General features: G+C 73.0%; 30 protein-coding genes and 1 pseudogene. 14 read left to right on the plus strand and 17 right to left on the minus strand.

The window, feature by feature from the left end; genetic code table 11:
- Positions 1-501 (plus strand): DUF6328 family protein, encoded by a 501-nt coding sequence (locus ADK67_RS09370; RefSeq protein WP_053716085.1) that lies wholly within the window; start codon positions 1-3, stop codon positions 499-501.
- Between the two features lie 8 nt (positions 502-509).
- On the opposite strand, the gene ADK67_RS09375 is transcribed toward ADK67_RS09370, so the two are convergent.
- The 3 genes from ADK67_RS09375 to ADK67_RS09385 form a co-directional block, all read right to left on the minus strand.
- Positions 510-1,184 (minus strand): DUF6766 family protein, encoded by a 675-nt coding sequence (locus ADK67_RS09375; protein WP_053716002.1) that lies wholly within the window; start codon positions 1,182-1,184, stop codon positions 510-512.
- Positions 1,185-1,266: 82 nt separating this feature from the next.
- Entirely contained in the window at positions 1,267-1,635 is a 369-nt protein-coding gene (locus tag ADK67_RS09380; protein ID WP_053716003.1) for a hypothetical protein, read from the minus strand.
- A 17-nt stretch (positions 1,636-1,652) separates the two neighbouring features.
- Entirely contained in the window at positions 1,653-2,825 is a 1,173-nt protein-coding gene (locus tag ADK67_RS09385) for a zinc-dependent alcohol dehydrogenase (RefSeq protein WP_053716004.1), read from the minus strand.
- Between the two features lie 86 nt (positions 2,826-2,911).
- Between ADK67_RS09385 and ADK67_RS09390 the strand changes: the two genes are divergently transcribed.
- The gene (locus tag ADK67_RS09390) at positions 2,912-3,733 is read left to right on the plus strand and encodes an SDR family oxidoreductase (RefSeq protein ID WP_053716005.1); all 822 of its coding nucleotides are present in this window, start codon (positions 2,912-2,914) and stop codon (positions 3,731-3,733) included.
- Positions 3,734-3,745: 12 nt separating this feature from the next.
- On the opposite strand, the gene ADK67_RS09395 is transcribed toward ADK67_RS09390, so the two are convergent.
- Positions 3,746-4,201 (minus strand): anthrone oxygenase family protein, encoded by a 456-nt coding sequence (locus tag ADK67_RS09395; protein ID WP_053716006.1) that lies wholly within the window; start codon positions 4,199-4,201, stop codon positions 3,746-3,748.
- Positions 4,202-4,329: 128 nt separating this feature from the next.
- Between ADK67_RS09395 and ADK67_RS09400 the strand changes: the two genes are divergently transcribed.
- The 3 genes from ADK67_RS09400 (at position 4,330) to ADK67_RS09410 (ending at position 6,907) form a co-directional block, all read left to right on the plus strand.
- Complete coding sequence (locus ADK67_RS09400; RefSeq protein WP_157620040.1) at positions 4,330-4,809, plus strand: hypothetical protein; 480 nt, start codon at positions 4,330-4,332, stop codon at positions 4,807-4,809.
- A gap of 89 nt (positions 4,810-4,898) precedes the next feature.
- Positions 4,899-5,570, plus strand: coding sequence for a response regulator transcription factor (locus ADK67_RS09405; protein ID WP_053716008.1), 672 nt, complete (start codon positions 4,899-4,901; stop codon positions 5,568-5,570).
- Positions 5,567-6,907 carry a sensor histidine kinase gene (locus ADK67_RS09410; RefSeq protein ID WP_053716009.1) on the plus strand — a complete coding sequence of 447 codons (1,341 nt, stop codon included), beginning with the start codon at positions 5,567-5,569 and terminating at the stop codon, positions 6,905-6,907. Before ADK67_RS09405 ends, ADK67_RS09410 begins: the two co-directional genes overlap by 4 nt.
- A gap of 31 nt (positions 6,908-6,938) precedes the next feature.
- Here ADK67_RS09410 and ADK67_RS09415 read toward each other — a convergent pair whose 3' ends face one another.
- The gene (locus ADK67_RS09415; protein WP_053716010.1) at positions 6,939-7,334 is read right to left on the minus strand and encodes a ChaB family protein; all 396 of its coding nucleotides are present in this window, start codon (positions 7,332-7,334) and stop codon (positions 6,939-6,941) included.
- A 70-nt stretch (positions 7,335-7,404) separates the two neighbouring features.
- On the opposite strand from ADK67_RS09415, the gene ADK67_RS09420 reads away from it, so the two are divergent.
- From ADK67_RS09420 to ADK67_RS09430, 4 genes and pseudogenes are all read left to right on the plus strand, one after another.
- The gene (locus ADK67_RS09420) at positions 7,405-8,769 is read left to right on the plus strand and encodes an aldehyde dehydrogenase family protein (RefSeq protein WP_442974119.1); all 1,365 of its coding nucleotides are present in this window, start codon (positions 7,405-7,407) and stop codon (positions 8,767-8,769) included.
- 34 nt (positions 8,770-8,803) lie between these two features.
- A pseudogene (locus ADK67_RS55305) lies at positions 8,804-8,920 on the plus strand (excisionase family DNA-binding protein); the annotation flags it as partial.
- 13 nt (positions 8,921-8,933) lie between these two features.
- On the plus strand, positions 8,934-9,428 hold the full coding sequence (locus ADK67_RS53460; RefSeq protein ID WP_082403327.1) for a recombinase family protein: 495 nt from the start codon (positions 8,934-8,936) through the stop codon (positions 9,426-9,428).
- Positions 9,425-11,374 (plus strand): zinc ribbon domain-containing protein, encoded by a 1,950-nt coding sequence (locus tag ADK67_RS09430; RefSeq protein ID WP_053716013.1) that lies wholly within the window; start codon positions 9,425-9,427, stop codon positions 11,372-11,374. The genes ADK67_RS53460 and ADK67_RS09430 overlap by 4 nt, the downstream gene beginning before the upstream one ends.
- A gap of 10 nt (positions 11,375-11,384) precedes the next feature.
- Here the strand turns inward: ADK67_RS09430 and ADK67_RS09435 are convergent, their stop codons facing one another.
- Positions 11,385-11,987, minus strand: a complete 603-nt coding sequence (locus ADK67_RS09435) for a response regulator transcription factor (RefSeq protein WP_053716014.1) — start codon at positions 11,985-11,987, stop codon at positions 11,385-11,387.
- Entirely contained in the window at positions 11,984-13,120 is a 1,137-nt protein-coding gene (locus ADK67_RS09440) for a sensor histidine kinase (protein ID WP_053716015.1), read from the minus strand. The genes ADK67_RS09435 and ADK67_RS09440 overlap by 4 nt, the downstream gene beginning before the upstream one ends.
- A 107-nt stretch (positions 13,121-13,227) precedes the next feature.
- Between ADK67_RS09440 and ADK67_RS09445 the strand changes: the two genes are divergently transcribed.
- Together ADK67_RS09445 and ADK67_RS09450 are read left to right on the plus strand one after the other, a co-directional pair.
- A complete protein-coding gene (locus ADK67_RS09445) occupies positions 13,228-14,142 on the plus strand; it encodes an ABC transporter ATP-binding protein (protein WP_053716086.1) in 915 nt (304 codons plus the stop codon).
- Positions 14,139-14,843, plus strand: a complete 705-nt coding sequence (locus ADK67_RS09450) for a hypothetical protein (protein ID WP_053716016.1) — start codon at positions 14,139-14,141, stop codon at positions 14,841-14,843. The genes ADK67_RS09445 and ADK67_RS09450 overlap by 4 nt, the downstream gene beginning before the upstream one ends.
- 7 nt (positions 14,844-14,850) lie before the next feature.
- On the opposite strand, the gene ADK67_RS09455 is transcribed toward ADK67_RS09450, so the two are convergent.
- The 6 genes from ADK67_RS09455 to ADK67_RS09480 all read right to left on the minus strand — a co-directional run bounded on the left by ADK67_RS09455 (position 14,851) and on the right by ADK67_RS09480 (position 21,205).
- The gene (locus tag ADK67_RS09455; protein ID WP_053716017.1) at positions 14,851-15,324 is read right to left on the minus strand and encodes a VOC family protein; all 474 of its coding nucleotides are present in this window, start codon (positions 15,322-15,324) and stop codon (positions 14,851-14,853) included.
- A gap of 70 nt (positions 15,325-15,394) precedes the next feature.
- Entirely contained in the window at positions 15,395-16,672 is a 1,278-nt protein-coding gene (locus ADK67_RS09460) for a UDP-glucose dehydrogenase family protein (RefSeq protein WP_053716018.1), read from the minus strand.
- Entirely contained in the window at positions 16,630-17,526 is an 897-nt protein-coding gene (locus ADK67_RS09465; protein ID WP_053716019.1) for a glycosyltransferase family 9 protein, read from the minus strand. Before ADK67_RS09465 ends, ADK67_RS09460 begins: the two co-directional genes overlap by 43 nt.
- A complete protein-coding gene (locus ADK67_RS09470; protein WP_082403328.1) occupies positions 17,517-18,608 on the minus strand; it encodes a glycosyltransferase family 2 protein in 1,092 nt (363 codons plus the stop codon). The genes ADK67_RS09465 and ADK67_RS09470 overlap by 10 nt, the downstream gene beginning before the upstream one ends.
- Positions 18,605-20,221, minus strand: coding sequence for a carbamoyltransferase family protein (locus tag ADK67_RS09475; RefSeq protein ID WP_053716020.1), 1,617 nt, complete (start codon positions 20,219-20,221; stop codon positions 18,605-18,607). The genes ADK67_RS09470 and ADK67_RS09475 overlap by 4 nt, the downstream gene beginning before the upstream one ends.
- 57 nt (positions 20,222-20,278) lie before the next feature.
- Positions 20,279-21,205 carry an NAD-dependent epimerase/dehydratase family protein gene (locus ADK67_RS09480; RefSeq protein WP_053716021.1) on the minus strand — a complete coding sequence of 309 codons (927 nt, stop codon included), beginning with the start codon at positions 21,203-21,205 and terminating at the stop codon, positions 20,279-20,281.
- Positions 21,206-21,262: 57 nt separating this feature from the next.
- On the opposite strand from ADK67_RS09480, the gene ADK67_RS09485 reads away from it, so the two are divergent.
- The gene (locus tag ADK67_RS09485) at positions 21,263-22,114 is read left to right on the plus strand and encodes a glycosyltransferase family 2 protein (RefSeq protein ID WP_442974120.1); all 852 of its coding nucleotides are present in this window, start codon (positions 21,263-21,265) and stop codon (positions 22,112-22,114) included.
- On the opposite strand, the gene ADK67_RS09490 is transcribed toward ADK67_RS09485, so the two are convergent.
- Positions 22,104-22,592: a winged helix-turn-helix domain-containing protein gene (locus tag ADK67_RS09490; RefSeq protein ID WP_231648091.1), complete on the minus strand. Its 489-nt coding sequence runs from the start codon at positions 22,590-22,592 to the stop codon at positions 22,104-22,106. The genes ADK67_RS09485 and ADK67_RS09490 overlap by 11 nt on opposite strands.
- Positions 22,593-22,667: 75 nt before the next feature.
- On the opposite strand from ADK67_RS09490, the gene ADK67_RS09495 reads away from it, so the two are divergent.
- Complete coding sequence (locus tag ADK67_RS09495; RefSeq protein WP_053716087.1) at positions 22,668-23,492, plus strand: aldo/keto reductase; 825 nt, start codon at positions 22,668-22,670, stop codon at positions 23,490-23,492.
- A gap of 81 nt (positions 23,493-23,573) precedes the next feature.
- Here ADK67_RS09495 and ADK67_RS09500 read toward each other — a convergent pair whose 3' ends face one another.
- Entirely contained in the window at positions 23,574-24,083 is a 510-nt protein-coding gene (locus ADK67_RS09500) for a DUF2087 domain-containing protein (RefSeq protein ID WP_063797542.1), read from the minus strand.
- A gap of 62 nt (positions 24,084-24,145) precedes the next feature.
- Between ADK67_RS09500 and ADK67_RS09505 the strand changes: the two genes are divergently transcribed.
- Entirely contained in the window at positions 24,146-24,943 is a 798-nt protein-coding gene (locus ADK67_RS09505; protein WP_231648092.1) for a hypothetical protein, read from the plus strand.
- A gap of 462 nt (positions 24,944-25,405) precedes the next feature.
- Here ADK67_RS09505 and ADK67_RS09510 read toward each other — a convergent pair whose 3' ends face one another.
- Positions 25,406-26,626: an ABC transporter substrate-binding protein gene (locus ADK67_RS09510; RefSeq protein ID WP_053716026.1), complete on the minus strand. Its 1,221-nt coding sequence runs from the start codon at positions 26,624-26,626 to the stop codon at positions 25,406-25,408.
- A gap of 87 nt (positions 26,627-26,713) precedes the next feature.
- The gene (locus tag ADK67_RS50640) at positions 26,714-26,872 is read right to left on the minus strand and encodes a hypothetical protein (RefSeq protein ID WP_157620044.1); all 159 of its coding nucleotides are present in this window, start codon (positions 26,870-26,872) and stop codon (positions 26,714-26,716) included.
- Positions 26,873-26,945 lie beyond the last annotated feature (73 nt).

Genomic DNA, 26,945 nt, shown 5'->3' on the forward strand with positions numbered 1-26,945 from the left:
GTGAGTCAGGCTGAGGAGTCACACCAGCGGAGGTTGGCCCGCAACCTCAACGAGTTGCTGCAGGAACTGCGCGTGGCGCAGGCCGGCGTGCAGATCCTGTTCGGCTTCCTGCTGTCGATCGCGTTCGCCGAGCGCTACGCGTCGGCCGACGCCTACATCCGCGCCACGCACCTGATCACCGTCCTGTTCGCCGCGTGCTCCGTCGCGCTGCTCACCGCGCCCGCGGCCTGGCACCGGCTGCTCTTCCGCCGCGGCAGGCGGGAGGACGTGATCGAGGTGGCCAACCGCTTCGCGATCCTCGGGCTGGCCTGCCTTGCGGTCGCCATGACCGGCACGATCCTGCTGCTCGGCGAGGTCATCGTCGGCGGCTGGGCCGGCATCGCGCTCGGCGTGTTCGCGGCCGTGCTGTTCAGCGCGTTGTGGTTCGCGTGGCCGTGGCGCGAGCGCGGCCGGGACACCATAGCCGACGACGACGTGGACGACGAAGACCGCGTCGAGTGAGCGGCCGGTCAGCCCGTCTCGTCCGTGCTGTTGTGGGGCGTGCCGACGGGCTTGGACTCCGGCGATCCCCGCTGGCGCAGGTAGACGCTCAACACCACCATCGAGCCGATGGCCAGGAACTCCGACTGCCAGTTCTGCAGCGAGCGGTTCCAGAAGTCGGCCGACAGCACGTAGTCCCACCACGTCACCGGGTCCTGGAACGTGTTCAGCTGGTCGTTGTTGTACGCGCTGCGCCCGGCGATCGACTGGGTCAGCCACGAGCCGACGAACAGGCCGAGCATCACCAGGCCGAGCGAGTTCGAGTACAGCGCCGTGCGCCAGCCGCCCGCCTTCGCCCACGGCGGCGACTGCTCCTTCACGTGCGCGCCGAGGAGCTGGTCCTTGTCGGACTCCGCGCCCATCCGGTCGGCGGGCTTCGACTCGGGCGAGCCGCGCTGCATCAACCAGACGGTGGCGAAGATGAACAGGAAGAACTGGAGGTACTCGGACTGCCAGTTCTCGGCCACGTCCACCGCGAAGTCCGAGGACATCACGTACTGCCAGAAGCCGATCGGGTCACCGCCGTCGGTGAGCCGCCGGTTGTTGAGGTCCGCGTTGCCCGCGAACGCCTGCCCGACCAGCGTCACCAGGCACAGCAGGCCGAACGCCAGCCCCAACCCGTTGTCCCGCAGGAATCTCTTCACAGGCCCACCAACCCGATGACGCTGAAGAACACCAGCAGACCCAGCACGCCCAACAAGTAGGCGTAGAACATCCCGCGCTGCGTCATGGCCCACCCACCTCGCACGTGTACGGCCGCTCGCCCTGCGACTCGCAGCCCGCGCCCGCCACCCGCCACCCCGACGCCAGCTCCCGCAGGAACAGGACGTCGTCCGACGTGTGGACCTGCGCCGCGTCACCCCAGACCTCGACCGCCCGCACCGTCCCGCCGGGCACGTCCAGCGACTCGCACTCCACGTCCTCGCGCGCACGTTCGGTCAACAACCCGCAAGCACGCTCCACGTCACCCGACGCGACCGCCGCGGTGAACTCCTCCGCCGTGCGCCGGACCAGGTCGTCCGAACCCGTGCCGCACCCGCCCACCACCAGCAACGCCGGCAACGCCACGGCGGGCAACCACCGAAAGCGGATCATGGCTGGACGATAACGCCTCATGGGCGCAGCAGCACTTTGACGGCGTTGTCCTGCTTGTGCTGGAAGATCTCGTAGGCGTGCGGCGCCTGGTCGAGCGGCAGGTGGTGCGTCGCGAAGGCGTCCACGCCGAGCGGGTCGTCGTCGGTCAGCAGCGGCAGGATCTCCGGCACCCAGCGCCACACGTTGGCCTGGCCCATGCGCAGCTGCACCTGCTTGTCGAACAGGGTCAGCATCGGCAGCGGGTCCGCCATCCCGCCGTACACGCCGGACACCGAGATGGTGCCGCCGCGCCGCACGATCTCGATCGCCAGCCGCAGCGCGTGCAGCCGGTCGACGCCCGCGGTCCGCATGAACGGTGCCGCGAGGGCGTCCGGCAGCAGGCCGACGGCCTGGTGGGCGAGCTTCGCGACCGGCGCGCCGTGCGCCTCCATGCCCACGGCGTCGATCACGGCCTCCGGGCCGCGCCCGTCGGTGAGGTCGCGGATGTGGTCGACCAGGTGGCTGTCCCGCACGTTGAGCACGGTCACGCCGTGCCCCCGTGCCCGCGCCATGCGCTCCGGCACGAGGTCGACCCCGATGACCGTCCCCACGCCGCGGTGCTGGGCGATCCGGGTCGCCATGTCGCCGATCGGGCCGAGCCCGAGCACGACCAGGCTGTCCCGCGTGCCCGCGTACTCCACCGCCTGCCACGCCGTGGGCAGCACGTCGGACAGGTAGACGAACCGGTCGTCCGGCGGCCCTTCCGGCACCTTGATCGGCATCGTGTTGCCGAACGGCACCCGCAGGTACTCGGCCTGCCCGCCGGGCACCTGCCCGTACAGCTTGGTGTACCCGAACAGCGCCGCGCCCGACCCGTGCTCGCGCACCTGGGTCGTCTCGCACTGCGACTGCAGCCCGCGTGCGCACATGAAGCACGTGCCGCAGGAGATGTTGAACGGCACCACCACCCGGTCGCCCGGCGAGACCTCGGTGACCTCCGCGCCGACCTCCTCGACCACGCCCATCGGCTCGTGCCCGAGGACGTCGCCCTCGTCGATGAACGGGCCCATCACCTCGTACAGGTGCAGGTCGGAGCCGCACAGCCCGGTGGACGTGATGCGGACGACGACGTCGGTCGGCTCCTTGAGGATGGGGTCCGGCACGCTGTCCACGCGCACGTCGCGCTTGCCGTGCCAGGTGACGGCCTTCATGACTGCACCTCCCGCTGCCCAGGTCGACTGCCCGGAGCGTTCCCGGCACGGCGTGTGGCAAACACCGCCCCGGGTACCCGCAGCGCATGAGCGCACCACTTCCCCAGGACCGGGCGGGCGCGCCGCAGCGCGCGGTCGTGACCGGGTCCGACTCCGGCATCGGCAAGGCCGTCGCGGTCGCGTTGGCGGGCGGCGGGGTCGACGTCGGCATCACGTTCCACTCCGACGCCGACGGCGCCGAGGACACCGCCCGCAAGGCCCGCGACCACGGCGTGCGGGCCGCCGTGCGGCAGCTCGACCTGACCGACCTGCCCACCGCCGCGTCCGTGGTCGACGACCTCGCGGCCGAGCTGGGCGGCATCGACGTGCTGGTGAACTGCGCCGGCACCGGCACCGCGCAGAAGGCCATGGACATGGACTTCGACACCTGGCGCGGTGTGCTGTCGGTCGACCTCGACGGCGCGTTCCTGTGCTCGCAGCGCGCCGCCAAGCACATGATCAAGGCGGGGCGGGGCGGTCGGATCATCAACATCACGTCGGTGCACGAGCACCAGCCGCGGGTCGGCGCGGCGCCGTACTGCGCGGCCAAGGCCGGGCTCGGGGCGTTGACGAAGGTGCTGGCGCTGGAGCTGGCCGAGCACGCCATCACGGTCAACTCGGTCGCGCCCGGCGAGATCTCCACGCCGATGACGGGCCAGGAGGACGTGGACCCGCGCACCGAGCCGCGGCCGGGCGTGCCGCTGGGACGTCCGGGGCACGCGAGCGAGGTCGCCGCCGTGGTGGCGTTCCTCGCGACGCCGGCGGCCGGGTACGTGACGGGCGCGTCGTTCCTGGTGGACGGCGGCATGACCTTGATGGGCCCGCAGGCGAGCCAACTCCTGACCGACCGCACGTGGCTCGAACCGTGACCGGCGCGCCGACTACCCCGCGGTCACCCGGCGCGTCGCGGCGGCCGCCACGGCGAGCGCGGCGAGCCGGACCAGGTTGGCGCGGTGCCAGGTGCGGACCAGCCGGCGGCGCTCGCCGTCGCCCAACGCGCCCTCGCCGCGCAGCAGCGGCAAGTTGACCGCTTTGACCAGGTAACCCGTGAGCGCCGCGGCCACCACGGTGCCCGCCGCCGCCGTGGCGACGGCCCGTCGGTCACCGCCCGAACGCCAGCCCGCCGCCAGCGTCACACCGGTGGCCACGAGCGTCACCGGCGCCGCGGGCGCGTAGTAGCGCAAGGGGCTGCCGGGGCCGAGGAGCCGGGGCTCCCGGTTCGGCCGGGCGTCCGCGAGCAGGCCGGGCACGTCGACCGCGGCCTCGTAGAGGTTGCCGGCGAACCAGTGCGCTTGGCCGAGTCGGGCCAGCGCGGCCCACGGCAACCGGAGTCCCATGCGGTGATCCTACGGAGGCCGGTCGAGTCCTGAGGTTATTCCAAGGTTCTCCCAACGTCCCGCTGAGCCGGGCTTGGTCTGCTGGTCGTGGGCGCCGGACCGGCCGGCGCCCAAGACTGGAGGCAGGGATGCGAATGCGGATCCGGACCAGGCTCGTCGCGGCCGTCCTGACGGCGGGGACGCTGACCGCGGTGGTCGCCGCGAGCACGTCACCCGCGCTGGCGGAACCCACCGGGGCGAGGGGTGTGACCGCCGAGCACGAGCCGGCGAAGCAGAAACCGGCGCAGGACGGGGTGGGGAAGGCGAAGCACGTCAAGCCGGGCGAGGAGCCGGGCAAGGGACACGGTGGGGTGCCCGCGGAGGCCGTCGAGCTGCTGGCCGTCAAGCTCGGCATCACCGTCGACCGGTCCCGCCAGGTGTACCGCGACCTGGAGAAGGTCAAGGCGCGGGGCGCGGAGATCGTCGGCGACCGGGCGTTCATCGCGATCGCCGAGGGCCTCGGCATCACGCCCGAGCGGCTCCTGGCCGTCCTGCGCGAGGTGAAGCAGGAGATCGCCGTGCCGCCGAAGGACAAGCCGGGCGAACCGGTCGGTTCACCCTCGAAGTGACCGGTCGACCAGGGTGGTCCGGACCGGTGCGAGACCGGTCCGGACCGCGGCCCGCGAGTGGGCCCGCGGCGGTGCCCCATACTGGTCGCGTGCGGGTCTTGGTGGTGGATGACGACGAGGCCGTCCGCCACTCCCTGGCCCACGCGCTGCGCCGGGACGGCTACCAGGTGTCGGTCGCGGCGGACGGCGCGCAGGCGTTGGACGAGCTGGGCCGGGTCCGGCCCGAGGTGATCGTGCTCGACGTGCTGCTGCCCGAACCCAACGGCCTGGAGATCTGCCGCAGGCTGCGCCGCCGGGGCGACCGCACGCCGATCCTCATGCTGACCGCGCGCGACCTGGTGGAGGACCGGGTCGCCGGGCTCGACGCGGGCGCCGACGACTACCTGGTCAAGCCGTTCGCCCTGGACGAGCTGCGGGCCAGGCTGCGCGCCCTGCTGCGGCGCACCGGGGTCGGCCAGGAGGTGCTGCGCTTCGCCGACGTGGAGATGGACACGACAACCTACCGCGTGCGCCGGGGCGAGCGGCCGATCGAGCTGACGCGCACCGAGCACGCGTTGCTGGAACTGTTCCTGCGCAACCCGGACCGGGTGCTCGGCCGCGAGCTGATCTTCGAGTCCGTCTGGGGCTACGACTTCGGACCCGCGTCCAACGCGCTGTGGGTCTACATCAGCTACCTGCGCGCGAAGCTGGAGTCCGGCGGCGAACCGCGCCTGATCCAGACCGTGCGCGGCCTGGGGTACGTGCTGAGGGAGCGACCGTGACGCTGCGGACCAGGGTCGGGCTCGCCGGCGGCGCGGTGGTGCTGGTGGCGCTGGCCATCGCCTCGGTGGTGGTCTACTCGACGGTCCGGGCGGACCTGCGCCGCAACCTGGACGAGTCGCTGGCGCAGACCGCCGCGCAGAGCCCGACCATCGCCGCGCAGCTCAAGCAGAGGGTCGCGGACTCCGGGCACGCGATGCCCATCGAAAGCCCGGTCGTCGTGGGCGGCACGCTGGTCCAGTTCGTCACCGCGCCGGTGTTGCCCGGGGTGAACCGGGCGTTCGTCGCCGTGACCGAGCGGGACGTGGCCGTGGCCGAGGGCGACGCGCCCGCCTACTTCCAGGACGTCACGCACCACGGCGTCGACTACCGGCTCCACACCGCCGCGGTGCCGAAGTCGCGGGGTGTGCTGATCCGCGTCGCCCGGCCGCTCGCCGACGGCGCCGACGTCCTGACCGCGTTGGCGGCGTTGCTGGTCAGCCTGACCCTGATCGGCGGGCTGGTCGCCGCACTGGCCGCCAGGCTGGCGGCACGGCGGGTGCTGCGGCCGGTGCGCGTGCTGACGGACGCGGTCGAGCACGTGACCGCGACCCGGGACCTGAAGGCGCGCGTCGACCTCACCGGGCGGGACGAGATCGGCCGCCTGGGCCGGTCGTTCGCCGCCATGATGACCGCCTTGGACGCCTCTGTGCACGCACAGCGCCGACTGGTCGCCGACGCGTCGCACGAGCTGCGCACCCCGCTGACCAGCCTGACCACGAACCTCGAGCTGCTCGCCGAGGCCGAGGGGCTGCGCGACCCCGAGGCGCCCGCGCAGGTGCGGTCGGCGATCGCGCAGGTCGGTGAGCTGCGCACGCTGGTCAACGACCTGATCGACCTCGCCCGCTACGGGGAGGGCACCACGCGGGCCGAGGACACCCGGCTGGACCTGGTGACCGGCCGGGTGATCGCCAAGGCGGCGGCGCGGGCGAGCGGTCCGCGGTTCGAGTCGGCGTTGTCGCCCTGCCTGGTCCACGTCGACCCGGACGCGATCGAACGGGCCGTCGGGAACCTCGTGGACAACGCGGTGAAGTGGAGCCCGCCCGGCGGCCGGGTGCTCGTCACGGTGGCCGACGGGGAGTTCGCCATCACCGACGAGGGGCCCGGGATCCCGCCGTCGGACGTGCCCTTCGTGTTCGACCGCTTCTACCGGTCGGCACAGGCGCGGTCGATGCCCGGCTCCGGGCTCGGCCTGGCCATCGTGCGCCGGGTGGTCGAGACCCACGGCGGTGAGGTGACCGCCGAACCCCTCGACCGCGGCGTGCGGATGCGCCTGCGCCTGCCGGTGGTGCGGGACTGACCCCCACGCCCGCCCGGACCGGACGACCGGACTAGGACCGGGCCTTGGCGGTCTTGCGGTTGTTCGCCTTGTCGATCGCCTCGACCAGCTGCTGCTTGGTCATGCTCGACCGGCCGGGCACGTCCAGCTTCTTGGCCAGGTCGTACAGGTGCTCCTTGCTCGCGTTGGCGTCGACGCCGCCCGCCGTCCGCCCCTGCTTCGGCGTGCTGCGCGCGGCCTGCTTGTCGGACGGGCCCTTCTGCCCCTTCGGCTCCCAGTGGTCGCCGACCTTCTCGAACGAGTGCTTCAACGCGGCGAACGCGGTGCGGTGCGAGCGCTGGCCCTCGCCGTACGTCTGCACGGCCGAGTCGTGCGCCTTGATCCACGTCCGCTGGGCCTTCTTCGGCGAGCGCGCGATCGTGCTCGGCAACTCCTCACGTCCGGGCATGGCTCTCCTCCTCGGGGCTTCGCCTCGGGTTTCACCTCGGCCACCTGGGTACCCGGAGGCCATGACGGACATGCGTGTCGATGCACTCGACGTCCACAGCCCGGTCGACGGTCAGCTGATCGGCTGGCTGCCCATCGCCACGGACGAGGACGTGGCGGGCTCGGTGCTCACCGCGTGTGAGGCGCAACCCGACTGGGCGGCGACACCCGCCGCCGAACGGGGAGCCGCGCTGAAAGCCGCCGCGCAGGCGATCCGGGAGCACGCGACCGACCTGGCGAACGTCCTGACCTCCGAGACCGGCCGCCCGTTCGGGTCCGCACGGGACGGTGTGCTGGCCGGTGTGTCCACGTTGGAGCAGTACGCCGAGCTGGGCCCGGTCCACCGCGGCCGGTCGCTCCAGGGCGCGCACGACGCGGCCGACTTCATGATCCCCGGACCCCGCGGCGTCGTCGTCGCCCTGACACCGTGGAACGACCCGGTCGCCGTGTCCTGCGGCCTGCTCGGCGCGGCCCTCGTGACCGGCAACGCCGTGGTGCACAAGCCGAGCGAACGCTGCCCGCACACGGGCGTGCTGCTGGCGCAGCTCATGGTCGACCACTTCCCGCCGGGCGTGCTGCAGAGCCTCACCGGCGACGCCTCGGTGGGCGCGGCGCTGGCCGCCTCACCGCACGTGGACGTCGTCGCGCACGTCGGCGGCACCGCGACCGGCCGCTCGATCGCCGCCGCGTGCGCCCGGACCGGCGCGAAGGCGCTGCTGGAGAACGGCGGCAACGACCCGCTGCTGGTCGACGCGGACGTGGACCCGGTCTGGGCCGCCGAGCAGGCGGCGATCGGCGCGTTCACCAACGCGGGCCAGCTGTGCACGTCGGTCGAGCGGATCTTCGTGCACGAGGCCGTGGCCGGGGAGTTCCTGGCGGCGCTGTGCGAAGAAGCCCGCCGCTGGAACGCCGACCCCCAGCCCCTCGTGGACCTCCGGATGCGCGAGCACGTGCACGCGCACGTCGCCGAGGCCGTGGCGGACGGCGCGGAACCGCTGGTCGGCGGCGAGATCCCGGACCGCGAGGGCGCCTACTACCCGGCCACCGTGCTCGACCGCTGCACGCCCGACATGCGCGTGCTGCGGGAGGAGACGTTCGGGCCGGTCGCGCCCGTGCGCGTGGTGCCGTCGTTCGAGGAAGGGCTGGCCGAGGCGTGCGTCGACGAGCACGGCCTGGCCGCGACCGTGCTCACCGGCTCCATGGCGCACGCGCAGCACGCGTGGCGAGCGCTGCCCGTCGGCACGGTGAAGGTCAACGCGGTGTTCGGCGGCGCTCCCGGCGGCGCCGCCCAGCCGCGCCGCCTGTCCGGCACCGGGTTCGGCTACGGCCCCGAGCTGCTGGACGAGCTGACGACGGTGAAGGTCGTGCACCTCGGCCAGGCTCACCAACCTCATTAGTCATCCTTTTGTTGTGTATGTATGGTTTGTGTGTATGGAGTTGCTGCGTATCTCCAGGGCCGCGAAGCGTCTCGGGCTGCATCCGATGACGCTTCGCCAGTGGGCGTTGGACGGCAAGATTCCCTTCACATGGGTCGGTCGTGAACGCCGGTTCTCCTCGGTGGATGGAGAACATGAAGCGTGGCAGCGACTCCTCGACTGCCCGGCCGCGTCTGGAGTTGCTGTATGTGCGGGGTGTCGGGCTCGTCGGGGCAGGAGTCCTCGCTGGAAGCGCAGGAGGCGGAGCTGCGGGCGTCCTCGTCCGGGACGGTCGTGAAGTCGTCAAGGATTGCGGCTCGGGTTTGAAGGAGAATCGGCCCGGTCTGAACCGTGTGATCGCGATGGTGTCGGACGGCTCCGTGACCGTCGTACAAGTCACGCACGAGGACAGGTTGGCCCGCTTCGGGATCGGATGGCTCAAGCGTCTGTTCGCCGTGTACGGGGTCACGGTGGAGGTGCTGTACCCGAAGAAGCGCGGCGGCCGGGACGAACTTCTCGACGACTTCGTCTCGCTGGTCACCGCTTTCGCGGGGCGCTTGTACGGGATGCGCGGTGCGGACAACCGCAGGCGGCTGCTGGCCGAGGCCGGCCAGTGCGTCGGGGAGAGCGTCGCCGCGTGAGCCGGAAACCGCCTCTCGCCGAGGGCGTGATCTCCCGCACCGCCTGCGCCCGCACCCTTGTCCGGTCGGGCGTGGACGAGAAGAGCGGGGAAATCCTCACCGCCGTCGCCGTGGCCGAGCGTGTGGGCTGGTGCCTGGACCTGACCGGTGGCATGGTCGGCTCGTTGCTCGGCGGGCATTGGAACACCGCCGACGTGGACACCTTGGCCTCCGGTGTGGACGCGGGCGGGCGGAGGTTGCCATCGAACGCCTGGATGGCCCTGCGCCGTCTGGGCTGGGCCGTCGTCGCGGGGGCGAAGGTCAACGACCGGATCGTCCGCGCCGCCCAGGAGCAGGCGGGACGTGCTCTGCGGTCGGTGAAGTGGCGGTCCGACGTGGTCGCCGGAATCCTGACCACCTGGCCCGCCGACCCGGACAAGCGCACCGCCGAGGAGTGGGACGCGGCGCGGGCTGCGATACCGGGCGGCGAACACCTGCCCTCCAGCGTCATCCGTGCCCGCACCCGGCAGATCACCCGGTTCCTGCGGGAACACGGCCGCCTGCCAGCCGACGTGTTCGAGCTGGAACCCACGCCCCGTGTGGCGCGGATGCTGCTGCTCGCCGCCTGCGACAGCCAGCAGGCGTCGATCGAACGTTCCCCGACCGAACCGACGAAGATCCTGCTGCGCGTGCGGCTACCCACCCGATCCGATCCGCTGTCCTTCCGCGACTGGACCTGGGTGGCCTGCACCGTCACGCTGCCGCCCACCGTCCCCGCGAGCGCCGTGCCGCACCTGCCCACGTTGCGGATCGTCGGCGGCAAGGTACGCGCCGACCTCGCCTACACCCACCCTGTCCCGGCCGCCCGGCGCAGCGGTCACACGATCGCGCTCGGCGTGGACTGGGGGCTCAACACCCTGCTGTCCGCCGGAGCGGCCCGGCTGCACGACGATGGGCATATCACCGCCCTGGGTGCGGGCGCCCGGTTCCAGGCCGCGGGAGTACTGGCCAAACAGCACCGGCTCCGCCGCCTGGCAGAGCGCCTGCAAACCAAGACCGACCAGTACACACGGCTCGCCGACCCCGCCCTGGCCGACAAGCTCGCCACGCTGGGCGAGGAGATCCGTCGCGTCTGCGAGCGGCGCTGCAACCTCAACGACGCGCTGGCCCGCTCCGCCGCCCGCTGGGCTGTGGACCAGGCTGTCGCCGCCGGAGCCACGGTCATCTACCTGGAAGACCTGCGCTCGATGGAAGCACGCGGCATGGGACGTACGCACAACACGCGGATGTCGCAGACGGTGCGCGGGCGGATCGCCGACCACATGCGGCACCTGGCCGCCGAGTCCGGCATCGCCGTGGCGACCGTGCCACCGGCGAACACATCCAAGCACTGCCCGCATTGCCTCACCCCGCTGCGCCACCGCAAGGCACCCGATCGGCCCACCACTCCCGGCTGGAAATGGGCCATCTGCCCCTCCTGCCGCTGGCAGGGCGACCGCGACCAGGGAGCCTGGCGGCGTATCGCCGCACGAGGACTGGCACACCAGACCAAGACCGTCGCGGACAGGACCATCGGTACCCTGGCGATCCGCGCTGTCGTGCCCGAGATGGAGAACAAGGCCGTCATCACGGCCACCCGGAAGACCTGCCGGACCGACCGGTCCAAGACCGGTCCCACCCGGCCACGATCCACCCGCTCCGCGCCCAGGCGACGCGGAGTTCCCTCCCCGGCACGGCCCATCGACGGTGCCGGACAGCGTCCGGAGGGACACGCACCCACGGACCGGCGGCTGCCACGCGCAGCCCACCGGCACCAGGACGTGACCACGACCAGCACACCCACCGGCCGACACCGGCCACGCGGAGCGGCACTCGGCGCGGGATTCCACCTACACGCCCGCACCACCCCGCCCAGATGGGAAGAACCCACACCGAACCCTACGGTTCGCGCGGAATCGCCAAGCTGATCAGAGACGCTCAGATCCAGCCCTCGTCCCAGGCCAGCCGGGCGGCCTCGTAGCGGGTGGTCACGCCGAGCTTCGTCATCGCCGACGACAGGTAGTTGCGCACGGTGCCGGCGGCCAGGTGGGCTTCACCGGCGATCGAGGCCACTGTGCCGCCCTGGAGCGCGTACCGCAGCACGTCCAGCTCCCGCGCGGTCAACGGGCACGCGCCCTCGGTCAGCGCGGCGGCGGCGATCTCGGAGTCCACGTAACGGCGGCCCGCGTGCACGTCACGCAGGATCGAGGCGAGCTGCGCGGCCGGCGTGGTCTTGGGCACGAACCCGCGCACACCCGCGCTCAACGCCCGCCGCAGCACGCCCGGCCGCGCGTGCCGGGTCACGATCACCACCGCGACACCGTCCAGCCCGCGCACCGCCTCCGCCGCGAGTACCCCGTCCCGCCGGGGCATCTCCAGGTCGAACACCGCGATCTCGGGCCGGTGCGCCCGCACCGCCGCGATCGCCGCGTCACCGTCGCTGGCCTGCGCGACCACCGAGATGTCGTCCTCCAGCTCCAGCAACGCCGCCAGCGCGCCCCGGATCAGGTCCTCGTCGTCGGCCAGCACCACGCGGATCACCGGCCCATCCCCGCCTTGCCGACCAGCTCGAACCCCTCCGGGTCCAGCGGACCGCCGTCGACCCGCCCGCCGACGGTGGCGAACCGCTCGCGCAGCCCGGCCAGCCCCGCCCCCGCGTCGTCGGCGCGCGCGAAGTCGGCGGGCACGCCGTCGTTGCGCAGCCGCACGCACACCTGGCCCTCGACCACGTCGATCAGCACGTGGCAGCGCCGCGCCCGGCTGTGCCGGAGCACGTTCGTCGTCCCCTCGCGCACGAGCGCGCCGAACAGCGGCTGCAACGGCGGCGGCACGCCCGCCGCGTCACCCTCGACCGTGGTCTCGATGCCCGCGGCCCGCAGCACGCCCACCGCGTTCGCGATCTCCGTGCCCAGGCTGGCCCGCCGGTAGCCCTGCACCACCTCGCGGGTCTCCTTCAACGCCGTCCGCGCCAGCTCCGCCACCTCGCCCGCGTGCTGCCGGGCCAGGTCGTCGTCCCGGCCGATCAGCCGCTGCGCCAGCTCGCCCTTCAACGCGATCGCCTGCAGGTGGTGGCCCTGGATGTCGTGCAGGTCGGCGGCGAACCTCAACCGCTCCTCGGCCACGGCCAGCGCCTCGGCGGTCTTGCGGCTCTGCTCCTGCTGCACCGCCATGTCCCAGATCCACAGCTGGGCCAGGTCGGCGACCACCAGCGCGACGACCATCACCCCGGCCATGAGCATCGCCGGCCCGGCGTCGTCACCGCCGAACAGCCCGCCCACCGCGATCGACAGCACCGCCATCACGGTCACCACCGGCCAGCGGCTGCGCGACGGCAGGATCGCGCCCACGTGCGCGACCACGAGGGCGGGCAGTATGGCCCAGGCGGGCATGAAACCACCGGTGCCGCTCGTCACCGCCCACGCCACCAGCGCCACCGCGAACGTCGCCGCGTGCTCCCACGGCGGGCCGTCGCCGCGGCCGAGCCCGATCATGGCCTGCCGCATGTACCGGGTGTGCTGGACGATCACCACGGCCACGGCCGACGCCAGCAGCACCGACTGGAGCACGCCGCGGTCGTGCGCGAACAGGTCGGCCACCGTGCCGAGGGCGGCCACCGTGCCGCCCGCGATGACCGTCCACCACGTGTAGCGGCGGAGCCTGCTCAGAGGAGTCACAGGCTGAATCTACGGTCGGATCCCACCGGTGTCTGCTGACATCTGTCACACGGACCGGTGCGCGTCGGCACTGGGTGCCGCCCGTGCCCGCGACCACGATGGTGGCCATGGGAGAAACGGTGATCGACGTGGCGGACCTGAGGTGCCGCTACGGTGACTTCGAAGCCGTGCGAGGGGTGGACTTCGAGGTCCGGCGGGGTGAGTTGTTCGCGCTCCTGGGCACCAACGGCGCGGGCAAGACCACGACGATGGAGACGTTGGAAGGGCTGCGCGCCCCGTTCGGCGGCACCGTGCGGGTGCTGGGGCTCGACCCGTTCCGGGATCGGGCGGCGTTGCGCGCGCGCACCGGAATCATGTTGCAGGACAGCGGGTTCCCGGCCGACCTGACCGCACGCGAGATGGTGGCGCTGTGGGGCGTCACGAGCGGTCGGCGCGCCACCGAGGACGTGCTGGCGCGGCTGGACCTGGCGCACCGGCGCGACGTGCGGATCAAGCAGCTGTCCGGTGGCGAGCGGCGGCGGCTGGACCTCGCCCTGGCCGTGCTCGGCCGGCCCGAGCTGCTGTTCCTGGACGAGCCGACGACCGGGTTGGACCCCGAGTCGCGGCAGCGGACGTGGGACGTGGTGCGCGGGCTGCTCGCCGAGGGCACGACCGTCGTGCTGACCACGCACTACCTGGAGGAGGCCGAGTCGCTCGCGCACCGGCTCGCGATCCTGCACGACGGGCTGGTCGCGGTGTCCGGGGCGCTGGTGGACGTGCTCGCCGCCCAGCCCGCGCGGATCGAGTTCGACCTGCCGGGCCGGCTCGACGTCAGCGCGCTGCCGATGCTGGCGGGCGACGTGGTGCACCGGCCGACCGGCCGGGTCGAGGTGCGCACCGGCGAGCTGCAGGACGACATGGCGGTGCTGTTGGCGTGGGCGGGGCGGGAAGGCCTGCGGTTGGGTCGGATCCGCGCGCACCACGCGTCGCTGGAGGACGTGTTCCACAGTGCCCGGACGGGCAAGGAGGTAGTGGTCGCATGATCGCCGCACTGGGCGTGGCCGAGCTGAAGCTCCTGCTGCGCAACCGGACCGCCGCCGCGTTGGCCGTGCTGATGCCGATGGCGGCGGGGCTCTACTTCGCGCTGGCGATGGACGGCGAGGAGACCGGCTGGACGATGGTCGTCACGCTCCAGCTGCTGTTCTCGTTCGGGTTCACCGTGTACGTGACGGTGACGACCGCGTTGACCGCCCGCAGGCAGGACCTCTACCTCAAGCGGCTGCGGACGGGCGCGGCGTCGGACGTGGTGGTGCTGACCGGCATCCTGCTGCCGGTGGTGCTGCTGGGGCTGGCGCAGGCGGTCGTGCTGCTGGGCATCAGCGTGGGTGCGGGCGCGCCCGTGCCCGCCCGGCCCGAGCTGCTGGTCCTGGCGATGGTCGGCGGCGTGGCGCTCAGCTGCGCGGCCGGTGTGGCCACCAGCGGCGTCACCGGCACCGCGGAACTCGCCCAGATCACCACGGCGCCGTTCTTCTTCGCTCTGATCGTCGGCGGGCTGATCGGGTCGAACGGCGCCGTGGAGCTGCCGGTGTTCCTGGTGCCGGGCAGCGGCCTGGGCGCGCTGGTCGCCGCGGCGTGGGGCGGACCGGCCGACCAGATCGGCCCGGCGGCGCTGTCCGTGGCGCTGTGGACCGTCGCCGCCGGCGCCCTGGCCGTCCGCTTCTTCCGCTGGGACCCGCGCGGGTAGGCCGCGGTCAGCCGACGGGGGAGGTGTCCGCGCTCTGGACGTACTCCATCGCCGCGACGAACGCGGGGTCGGCCATCCGGGCAGCCAGCTCGTCCGGGGTCGGCTCCGCGACGCGCTGGTGGACCCACCACAGGTTGCCGAACGGGTCGCGCAGCCGGCTCACCCGGTCGCCCCAGAACAGCTCGGTCGGCTCGGTGACCACGACCGAGCCGCGGGCGACGGCCCGCCTCAGCACCTCGGCGTCGTCGGCGACGTAGAGCCGCAGGAACGCCGGGGTCGGCGGCCACCCGGGCTTGTCGAACATCATCACCACCGAGTCGCCGATGCGGACCTCGGCGTGGCCGATCACCCCGTCGACCTCCACCCGGCCCAGCTCGGCGGCGTCGAGCACCGCGACCGTGAAGTCGATCAGTTCGGCCGTGCGACCAGGGGTGATGATCCAGGGCGTCACGGTGTGGTAGCCGTCGGGAACAACGTTCACGTTGACCGTCTCCTCGGTGTGGTGGGTCCGCCACCGACGACGCTAGAGACGGTGTAGGCCGGTTCCGGTCCTACTTCGCCGGCCGGCCCAGCGAGACCAGACGGAACCCCGCCTCGGCCACCTTCTCGGCCGGCAGCAGGTTGCGGGTGTCCACGATGACCGGGCGGCTCATCGCGGCGGCCAGGTTCGGCCAGTCCAGCTCGGCGAACTCCGGCCACTCGGTCAGCACCACCAGCCCGTCCGCGCCCGCGGCCACCGCCTCGGCCGAGTCCAGCACCCGCACCGGGCCGCAGTCCTCCGTCACGCACGGGTCGTACCCGGTCAGCCGCGCGCCCTCCGCCGCCAGCAGCGACGCCACCGCCAGGGCGGGTGAGTCGCGCAGGTCGTCGGTGCCCGCCTTGAACGTCAACCCGAGCAGCCCGAGCCGCACGCCGCGCAACGCGCCGCCCACCGCCTCGCGCACCATCCCGACCACCCGGTGCGCCTGGTGGCCGTTCGTGCCGATGGTCGCGCGCAGCAACGGGAAGTCGACCCGCGCGTCCTCCGCCGTGGACAGCAGCGCCTTGGTGTCCTTCGGGAAGCAGGAACCGCCCCAGCCCGGGCCCGGCTCCAGGAACGACGACCCGATCCGGTCGTCCAGCCGCATCCCCTCGGTCACGTCGCCGATGTCCGCGCCGACCCGTTCGCACAGCTCGGCCAGGCTGTTGACGTAGGACAGCTTCATCGCCAGGAAGCAGTTGCTGGCGTACTTCACCAGCTCCGCGCTCGCGCTGCTCGTGACCAGCGCCGGCGCGCCCGTGCCCGCGTACAGCGCCACCACCCGGCGTGCCGCGTCCTCCGCCTCCGAGCCGACCACGACCCGTTGGGGCCGCAGGAAGTCGTCCACCGCGTGGCCCTCGCGCAGGAACTCCGGGTTGGACACCACCCGCACGTCGCCGCGCCCCACCAGCTCCGCGACCCGTTCCGCCGTGCCGGCGGGCACCGTCGACTTGATCACCAGGACGCAGCCGGGCGACACCGCGTCCCGCGCCTCCCGCAACACCGCGTGCACGGCGGTGAGGTCGGCCGCGCCGTCCGCGCCGGTCGGCGTCGGCACGCACAGGAACACGAAGTCCACACCGGACAAAGCCTCGGCGTTGCCGAGCACGAACCGCAACCGCCCGGCCCCCAGCCCTTCCGCGACCAACTCGGCCAGGCCCGGCTCGTGCGCGCCGATCTCGGCCCGGCCGAGCGCGGCCACCTTCGCCTCGTCCACGTCCGCGCACACCACGGTGTGCCCGAGCCGCGCGAAGCAGGCCGCGGTCGTCAACCCGACATAGCCCGCGCCGATGACGCCGATCCTGGCCACGGTCCACCTCCCAGCAATGATCGTGCGGCGTCCAGCACCTCGTCCACGGTGATCTCCAGCAGCCCGGGGTCGGGCCGGTCGGCGAACGTGTCGCCGGTCGTCCCGTGCCACAGCGCGTGGTGCGGGCCCGACCTCGGTCCCCACTCGGCGGGCGACACCGGCCCGAACAGCACCACGGACGGCGTGCCGTAGGCGGTGGCGACGTGCGCCACGCCCGTGTCGCCGCAGACGACGAGCCGCGCGCCCGCCACCAGGTCGAGCAACCCGGCCAGGTCACCCGTCCGAGTTCGTCCCGGCGCCACCTCGCGCACCAGCGCTTCCTCGTCGGGGCTGCCGGTCACCACCACGTCCGGGCCCAACTCCCGCGCCACCGCGGCGAACCGTTCGGCGGGCCACCGACGGGCGGCGTGGCTCGCGCCGGGGTGCACGACGATCACGTCGTGGCGCGGCAACGGCGGCAGGCTCAGGTCCGCGGGGTCGCAGGCGATGCCGAACTGCGCCAGCAGCCGGCACCACCGCAGCACCTCGTGCTGGTGGCGTGGCCACGGCACGTGCACGCCGTGCGTGATCAGCCGGGCCGGGTGGGTGGCGCGGAGCAGCTCGGTGCTCTGCGGCCCGCACCCGTGCAGGTTGACGGCCAGGTCGGGCGAGTCGTAGTCGATGGGCACGAGCCCTTCGGTGGGCAGCAGCCGGTCGACCGCGTCGATCCGGTCCACCGCGTCGGCGAGCCACCCGGGCGCGGCCAGGGTGATCTCGGCACCGGGGTGCGCCCGGCGCAACCCGCGCAGCGCCGGCACGGCCGTCAGCAGGTCGCCGAGGCCGAGCGCGCGCAACACGAGCACCCTCACCGCCACACCGCCCCGGAACCAGGCCCGGGATCGGTCCCGGACTCCCGCTCCCCACCGGCCGCACGCAGGTCGACCCGCGAACGCAGGCGTTCCAGCGCGTCGGTCACCAGCACCACCCGCCTGGCCGGCCGCCCCACCGCGGGCACCTTCCGGTGGCGGATCTCGCCGCGCAGCCGGTGCAGGCACGCGGCCGGCGGGATGGCGATGCTCGTGACCACCATCTTGGCCACCTCGTCACGAGTGCGCGGTCCCGGCGCGATGCGCCGCGCGGCGAACCAGCCGGTCAACCCGGCCCACGCCCCGCCGAACGCCACCACCGCCTTCCGCCACCCGAGCAGTCCACAAAGGACCGCCGACGCGCCGGTCACCGCGGTCGCCACGTGCCAGGGCAGCCGGCCGGGCGCGCCGCCGATCCGCTCACGCCACCGCGGACCCAGCAGCCGCCGCACCAACGCGTCGTCGGCGTTGCCGCGCTGCTGCTTGAGACTCGCGAAGAACCCCGCCTCCCGCACCGGGTGCGTGGTCACGCGATCACCGTTCACGATCCGGTACCCGTGATCCTGCACGCGCAACGCCAGCTCGGCGTCCTCCCGGTACGCGCGCGGGAAGCGTTCGTCGAAACCGCCGGCGTGCACCAGCGCCGCCCGCCGGTAAGCCATGTCCGCGGTGATCCACCGCGCGTCGGCCAGCCCCGCCGTGCCCCGCTCCCAGTCGGTCGGCCGACGGTCCGACGGCAGCGGCACGACGATCCGCGCCTGCGACGCGCCCACGTCCAACCCCAGCCGCGCCAGGTCGTCGGCCAGCCGCGCCTTCCAGTCACGCGGCGGCACCACGTCGTCGTCCAGGAACGCGACCCACTCGCAGCACGCGGCACGCCACCCGGCGTTGCGCGCGGCGGCCGGTCCGCGACCACCCGTGCGCAGCACGCGCGCCGAGTGCGTCGGCGGCAGCGGTCCCGGCTCGGGCCGGTCGTCCACCACGATGACCTCGCGCGGCGGCGGGCCCACACCGTGCTCCAGCGCGTCCAGCACGACGCGCAGGCTGTCCCGGCCGACGGTGGGGATCACCACCGCGTAGTCGACGCTCATCGCCGCCGCACCACGAACCGGCCGATCGCCAGCAGGTCGACCGGCGCCGAGCCGAAGCACTCCAGCGCGTCACGCGGGTCGTCCACCATGGGCCGACCGGCCGTGTTCAGGCTCGTGTTCACCACGACGGGCACCCCCGTGCGGCGGTCGAACTCGCGGAGCACCCGCGCCATCAGCGGCTCGGTCTCCGGGTCGACGGTCTGCACGCGCGCGGTGCCGTCCACGTGCACGACCGCCGGGATCCGGTCCCGCCACTCCGGCCGCACGTCGTGCACGAACAGCATGTACGGGCTCGGCAACGGCCCCCGTTCGAACAACTCGGCCGCGCGGTCGGCCAGCACCATCGGCGCGATCGGCCGGAACTGCTCGCGCCCCTTCACCTCGTTGAGCCGGGCCAGGTTCTCCGCCCGCCCCGGGTGCGCGAGCAGCGACCGGCGGCCCAACGCCCGCGGCCCGTACTCGCTGCGACCCTGGAACCAGGCCACCACCTGGTCGTCGGCCAACGCCTCGGCCACCGCGGCGGCCACGTCGTCCGGCTCCTCGTACGCGATCTTGGCGGTGCGCAGGCGGTCCTCGATCTGCGCGTCGGTCCACGACCGGCCCAGGTCGGCGCCCGGCATCGCGGCGGCGGGCTCACCCGCGTCGGCGACGACCTGCAACGCCGCACCCAGCGCGGTGCCCGCGTCACCGGCCGCCGGCTGCACCCACACCTCGTCGAACGGCCCCTCGGCGAAGATGCGCGTGTTCGCCACGCAGTTCAGCGCCACACCACCCGCCATGGTCAGCCGCTTCTGCCCGGTCCGCTCGTGCAGCCACCGGACCAGGTCCAGCAGCACCTCCTCGACGCGCACCTGCACACTGGCCGCCAGCTCGGCGTGCTCCCGCGTCACCTCGCCGTCCGGGTCGCGGCGCTTGGCCAGCGTCGCCCAGTCCAGCGGCGTGACCTGGAACCCGCCGTCCTCGGTCGCGCGGACGTGCTCGCGCAGCAGGTCCAGGTGCTTCGGCTCGGCGTACGAGGCCAGCGCCATCACCTTGTACTCGTCGCTGGAGCGCAGGAAGCCCAGGTGCTCGGTCAGGTCCTCGTAGAGCAGGCCGAGCGAGTGCGGCAGGTGCTGCGCGGCCAACGTCTCCAGCTTGTGGTCCCGGTAGCTGCCCGCCAGGTGCGAGCGGCACTCGCCGCGGCCGTCGTTGACCAGCACGGCGCAGTCGCCGTCGAACGGCGCGGCCAGGCCCGTCGACGCGGCGTGCGCCACGTGGTGCGGCACGAACCGCACGATCGCCGGGTCCAGCCCCGGCAGCGCGGTGGCCAGGAAGTACGGCGCGCGGCGGGCGTACTGGGTGCGCAGGTCCTCCCACGGCACGTCGCTCGGCTCGACCAGGTCCGGGTCGTAGGAGTAGGCGACGGCGTCCAGGTCGGCCGGGGTCAGCCCGGCGTGCTCCAGGCACCAGCGGGCGGCCTGCTCCGGCTGCTCCCACGCGGAGAACGGCACCGGCCGCTTGCCGTGCTTGCGCCGGGAGAAGCGTTCCTCCTCCGCGGCGGCCACCACCTCGCCGTCCACCACGAGGGCGGCGGCGGGATCGTGGAAGACCGCGTTGACACCGAGCACCCGCACGGCATTCCCCTTTCGCTCCAACTCCTGTGTGGACTGTCGCGGACCGATGTCGTCCGACTACCCGACGAGTTCGCGGTCAAACGAACGCCGCAGCCCCTCGTCCAACCCGATCTCCGGCTGCCAGCCCAGCACCTCCCGGGCCAGCGAGATGTCCGGGCGGCGGCGGCGCGGGTCGTCGGTCATGGCGGCGACGTGCTCGATCGTGGACGTGCTGCCGGTCAGCTCGACGACCTTCCGCGCCACCTCCAGCACGGTGACCTCCTCGGGGTTGCCGAGGTTCACCGGGCCGGGGTGGTCGCTCTCGGCCATCGACAGCAGCCCGCGCACCAGGTCGTCCACGTGGCACAACGACCGCGTCTGCGTGCCGTCGCCGTGCACGGTCAGCGGCTCGCCCGCGCGCGCCTGCCGCACGAACGTGGGGATCATCCGGCCGTCGTCGGGGCGCATCCGGGCGCCGTAGGTGTTGAAGATCCGCACGATGCCCGTGTCCACGCCGTACTCGCCGCGGAACGCGCAGGTCATGGCCTCGCCGAAGCGCTTGGCCTCGTCGTAGACGCTGCGCGGGCCGATCGGGTTGACGTTGCCCCAGTACGTCTCGCGCTGCGGGTGCTCCAACGGGTCGCCGTACACCTCGCTGGTGGAGGCGATGACGATCCGCGCGTTCTTGCGTCGCGCCAGCTCCAGCGCGTGCAGCGTGCCGAAACCACCGGCCTTGAGCGTGTCGACGGGCGTGCGCAGGTAGTCGGCGGGCGACGCCGGGCAGGCCAGGTGCATCACCAGGTCGACGTGGCCGAGCAGGTCGAGCGGTTTGGTCACGTCCTCGACCACCACGCCCAGCCGCGGGTCGTCCGGCAGGTTGTCCGGCGACCCGGTGCGGAAGTCGTCCGCGCACACCACCCGCGTGCCGCGCTTGAGCAGCGCTTCGCACACGTGCGAGCCGAGGAACCCGGCCCCGCCCGTCACGACCGCTCGTTCGAATCCCATGAGCTGGGCCTACCCGTGGATCCGATGAGTAACCACCACTTCCCGGGGTAGTACTCGCTGGTGCCCCGAACGACCGTGGTGATAGCGACGCGTGACCGCGCGGACGACCTCGCGCGCACGCTCACCCGGCTCGAACGGCTGGACGTGCCGGTGATCGTCGTCGACAACGGCTCGTCGGACGACACGGTGGCGCGCGTGCGGCGGGAGTTCGACCAGGTCGAGGTGCTGGCGTTGGGGCGCAACGAGGGCGCGCTGGCGCGCAACCACGGCGTGCGGCACGCGACCACCCCGTGCGTCGCGTTCAGCGACGACGACTCGTGGTGGGCGCCCGACGCCCTGCCGCGCGCCGAGGAGCTGTTCGCGCGACACCCCCGATTGGGTCTCATCGCGGCTCGCACGATCGTGGAGCCCGACGGCAGGCTGGACCCGGTGTGCGCCGACATGGCGCGCTCGGCGCTGGGCCGTGACGACGACCTGCCCGGACCGTCCGTTCTGGGGTTCGTGTGTTGCGGCGCGGTCGTGCGGCGGTCGGCGTTCCTCCGCGTCGGCGGGTTCCACCCGGTGCTGTTCTGGCCGGGGGAGGAGCGGCTGTTCTCGTGGGACCTGGCCGCGTCCGGCTGGGCGTGCTGCTACGTGGACGACGTCGTGGCGCACCACCAGCCGTCGTCGTTCCGGCCGCCATCGGCCTGGCGGCGCCGCGTGGAGCTGCGCAACGACCTGCTGACCACCTGGCTGCGCCGCCCGGCGGGCGTCGTGCTCGGGCAGACGTTCGCGCTGGCCAGGCGGGCGATCGGGGACCGGGACGCGGGCGCCGCCCTGGCCGCCGCCGTGCGCAGGCTGCCCGCCGTCCTCCGGCACCGCCACCGGCTGCCCGCCGAGGTGGAACGCCGGGTGGCGCTCATCGGCTGACCGGCGTCTCCCGCTCCACGACCACCTCGCCGGCGTGGTCCACCCGGTACCCGACACCGCGCACGGTCGTGATGACGGAGGCCGCGTCGCCCAGCTTGTGCCTGATCCGCCGCACGTGCACGTCCACCGTGCGGGTGTCCACGACGCTCCTCGTGCCCCACACGGTCGCCATCAGCGCGGTCCGCCGGTGCACCCGGTGCGGGTTCGCGCACAGGTGGTGCAGCAGGTCGAACTCCAGCCTGGTCAGCTCCACCGGCACGCCCCGGCGCAGCACGCGCCGCGAGTCGGCCAGGATCCGCAGCTCGGGCTCGACCCGGGCGACCGGCGGCTCGACCACCACGTCCGCGTCCGGCAGGTCGAGCGCCGTGCGCAGCGCCTCGGCCAGCCGCCCCGCCGCGTCCACCACCCGCGTGCCGGTGGCGGAGACGCGGATGACCACCCTCACCTCGACATCCGTCACCTCGGGCAATGCCGTCACGGTGGTGATCGGACCAGTGGGGCCGGTCACCCGTCAACGCGTTCCAGCACGTGGGAAGCGTTGACAGCGGGCATGATGAGGCCCATGAGGACCATCACCCTGAACAACGGCGTCACCATGCCGCAGCTCGGTTTCGGCGTCTTCCAGGTGTCCATTGAGGACACCTACGACGCGGTGAACGAGGCGTTGCGGGTCGGTTACCGCAGCATCGACACGGCCGCCGCCTACCGCAACGAGGAGCCGGTCGGCCGGGCGATCGCCGACTCGCCCGTGCCGCGTGACGAGATCTTCGTGACCACCAAGCTGTGGAACTCCGACCAGGGCTACGACGAGGCGTTGCGCGCGTTCGACGCGAGCGCCGAGCGGCTCGGCCTCGACCGGGTCGACCTGTACCTGGTGCACTGGCCCGCGCCCAAGCAGGACCGGTACGTCGACACCTGGCGCGCGCTGGCCAAGCTGCACGCCGACGGCCGGGTGCGGGCGATCGGCGTGTCCAACTTCCAGCCCGCCCACCTGGACCGGATCGTGGACGCCACCGGCGCGGTGCCCGCGGTGAACCAGGTGGAGCTGCACCCGCGGCTCCAGCAGGCCGAGCTGCGCGCCGTCCACGCCAGGCTGGGCATCGCCACCGAGGCGTGGAGCCCGCTGGCGCAGGGCGCGCTGCTGTCCGACCCGGTCATCACCGACATCGCGGCCAAGCACGGCCGCACGCCCGCGCAGGTCGTGCTGCGCTGGCACGTGCAGCTGGACAACGTGGTCATCCCCAAGTCGGTGACGCCGAGCCGGATCGCGGAGAACTTCGCCGTGTTCGACTTCGAACTGGACGTCGACGACATGCGGCGCGTCAAGGAACTGGACCGGGGCGAGCGCACCGGCCCCGATCCCGACACGTTCGGCTGAGACCCGACCGGCTGACGGTCCGACCGATCGGCCGGACCACCGGAAGATCCCACCACCGCACGTCCGAACGGCTTGCCGCCGCTAGACGCTCACCGGGCCGCCGGTGCGCCAGTACACGCCGTCGTCCCGGCTGAGCAGCCCTTCGTCCACGAGGTACCGGCGCACGGTCACGTGGTCGACCTCACCGCCGTCGCACCACCGCTTCAGCTCTTCCACGACGTCCCGCTCGGGGTACCGTCTACCCGGCTCGAACGCGGTGCTCACCTGTTCGAGCACCGCCCGCCTGCGCCCGCGCTGCGCGGGGAGCTTCACCAGCCGCCCATCTCGCACGAACGGGTCCTCCTGGGCCCGGTTCGCCTGTTCGACCCGGGTGGCCTCCTTGAACAGTTCCTCGCGCAACCGCAAGCCCGAACCGTCGGTCACGACGAGACCGGCCGACCGCAGCCGGCGCAACGAGTTCTCCACCCGCCGAACGTCCAACCCGGTCGCCTCGGTGATGTCCGCCGTTGTGCGGGCACCGAGGACCAGCGCGGCGGCCACGCGCAACCGCTCGGGTTCGGCCAAGAGTCCGATCAGTGAATCAGGGGTCACGCTTCGAGCTAACCGAAGCCGGCGGTCTGGTGCACGCCCCTTTCGGGCGGACCTTAATAGCCGTGCGCACTGATCACCTCTTCCCCCTGGCCTCGGTGGAGCCGGTTTTCGGCATGCCGACCGAGAACGCCCGCAAGTTCCAGCAGGTCGCCGCCGAGCAGGACCTCGTCATCGACGTGCGGGCCACGAACCCGCACGCGGTGGCGTGGTTGCGCGAAGGCGCGCTGCCCAAACCCGAGGCGGTGAAGGCCAAGACCATCGACGACCTCGACGTGCGGCTGGGCGCGTCGCGCCGCCACCGCGGCCTGGTCGGCTACTTCCGGCCGGAGTTACCCCACTTCGACCTGCACGACCGGCTGCTGCGCCGGTACGACCAGCGGCGCGTCGAGTTCGAGGCGTTGCGCGACAAGATGGACCGGTTCGAACGGCGCGGCGAGTACGTCGTGCGTGACGGGGTCGTGCACGGTTTCGACCGGCGTGGCCGGCTACGGCCCCTGACCGGCGACCACGACGTGTTCGACATCCGCGCGAGCGGCGGCGCGGACCTGAGCCGCCGCCGGTACGACCGGGCGGTGGCGACCATGATGTCGATGGACATGGGCGTCACGCACGGCGCGCACATGTACTGGCGGCCGACCACCAAGTCCGACCTCGCGATGTTCGAGTCGATCGCCCTCAGCGGCGACGCCAAGCTGCGCTTCCACCCGGACGGCACCATGTCCGCGGGCGACTACCGCCGCTTGAACGCCGGGATCAGCGCGATCACCACGCCCGCGAGGGCGGCCCGGCCGTACGCCAGCGTCTCCCACGTGGGCAGGCCGAAGGCGCCGGTGTCCTCCGCGTCGGTGATGAACAGCTGACCGTAGAGCAGCAGAAGGAGGACCCCGTAGCACCGCGCGTGCCGGTGCTGCCACGCGAGCGCGACGCCGGCCAGACCCGTGCACACGTACAGGGTGTGGATGGCGCCGTCGCCCATGGGGAGGAACGGGACGGAGGCCAGGACGAGCTGGAGCAGGCCCACGACGAGCGCGAGCAGCTGCGCCCGGCTGAAGGAGCCGTCACCCGCCTCGGCTCGCTGCCCGGCCTTCTTCCCCGTTCGCCGCGCGCTCACGGCAGCCTCGTTCCGCATGACACGGGGTTACCCGCCCCCGATCGGCTCATCCTCGCCCCCTGGCGCCTTCCCCTTATGGGTCATATCGCCCAACACGGTCCGGCATTACGGCTAATCGGCGGGTCGCGGGTAACGGGCTCGGCGTGTCGCCGGCGGGTCGCGGGTGATGGCGCGGTGTGTCGCGGCGGCGTCGCCCGTCTCGCGGCGCGGCCTACCTCAGCAGCCGGTCGATCTCCGCCCTGGCGTCGGCTGTCGCCCGATCGGGTGGCTGCTCGCCGGTGAGCACCCGGGTGGCCATGGTGGCGAGGGCGCGCGAGATCCCCGGGTACTCGGCGCCGTACGCGGTGCGGGTCCGCGCCGACCGCAGCTGCCCGGTGAAGCCCGCCACGTTCGGGTCCCACTGCCAGGCCAGGTCGTCCACGGTGTCGGCGCGGTTGGGCAGCGCGCCGAGGCCGCCGCCGAACTCGGTGACGTTGTCGGGGTGCTCGGCCAGCCAGGTCAGCACGTCCCATGCCCGGTCGACGTGACCGTGGCGGCCGATCACCCACGTCTCGCCGCCGAGCTGCCCCGCACCGCCCTCCGCGCCGCCGGGCAGCGGCGCCGCCGCCCAGTCCAGCCCCGCCTGGTTGAGCGCGGGGATCGCGTCCGGCCCGGTGACCGCCATCGCGCACCCACCCTCGGCGAACCGCTGCCGTGCGTCGGCGTCGGTCCAGCCCAGCGCGTCCGCCGGGGTGCTGCGGTCGGTGTTCACCAGGCCGTCGAGGTGGGCGAGCGCGTCGAGGGACGCCTGGTCGCCGATGCCGGCGACGTCACCGCCCGCCTGCCAGAGCAGCGGCAGGAACGTGACGGTCAGGTCGTCGCCCTTCGCACCGAAGCACAGTCCGGCCCGGTCGGCGGTGGTCAGGGCCTGCGCGGCGGTCCGGAGCCCCGCCCAGGTCGTCGGCGGGTCCGTGAGGCCGGCCGCGGCGAAGTGGTCCCGGTTGTAGACGAGCGCGGTGGTGGTGCTGCGCAGCGGCACGCCGTGCACGCGTCCGCCGTGGGTGACGCTCTCCCGCACCGGCGCGAGGAACTCGTCCGCCAAGTCCCACCGGTCGAAGCGGTCGGTGACGTCGGCCAGGGCGCCGCCCTCGGCCAGTCGCGGCAGGTCGGTGGTGTCGACCGCGGCGATGTCGGGGAACACGCCGGACGCGGTCGCTTCGGCGAGCTTGGCCTGGAACTCGGGGCGGGGCAGGGAGGTGCGCTCGATCCGCACGTCGGGGTGGTCCTGCCGGTAACGGGTGAGGAGGCTGTCCACGGCGTCGTTCGCCCTGGGGGAGTGATCGAAGTAGTCCCACCAGGTAAGTGTCACCTGGTCGGGGGTCTCGGTCTGCTCTGCGTTGCACGCACCGGCGGCGAACAGGGCCGCTGCCAGGAGCAGCGCTCGTCCACGCATTCCGCTCCACCCTTCGGGGTAGGCGACCTTTACGGGCTGCGCTCGTCCTACTCCGCTGCGTGAGGCGGTGTCAAGATCGGAGGTGGTTCAGACCTTCGGTCGGGTGTGCGCCGGCGGCCGGTCGGTGGACGGTGCCGCGGGCGACGCCTGCTCGCCCGGTTGGTCCGGTCCGGCGTCGCCGGGCGCGGGGATGAGGTCGGCGAGGTAGGTCGCCGCCAACTCGTCGTAGATCGGTGTTGAGCTCACGTTGGGGGATCCTGTCCGGCCGCGGCCCGCGGCGCTGCCCTTCTCACTCCTGTGGGTTACCTCCCGCTCGGGC

The organism is Saccharothrix sp. NRRL B-16348 (genome assembly GCF_001280085.1).
Lineage (GTDB): Bacteria > Actinomycetota > Actinomycetes > Mycobacteriales > Pseudonocardiaceae > Actinosynnema.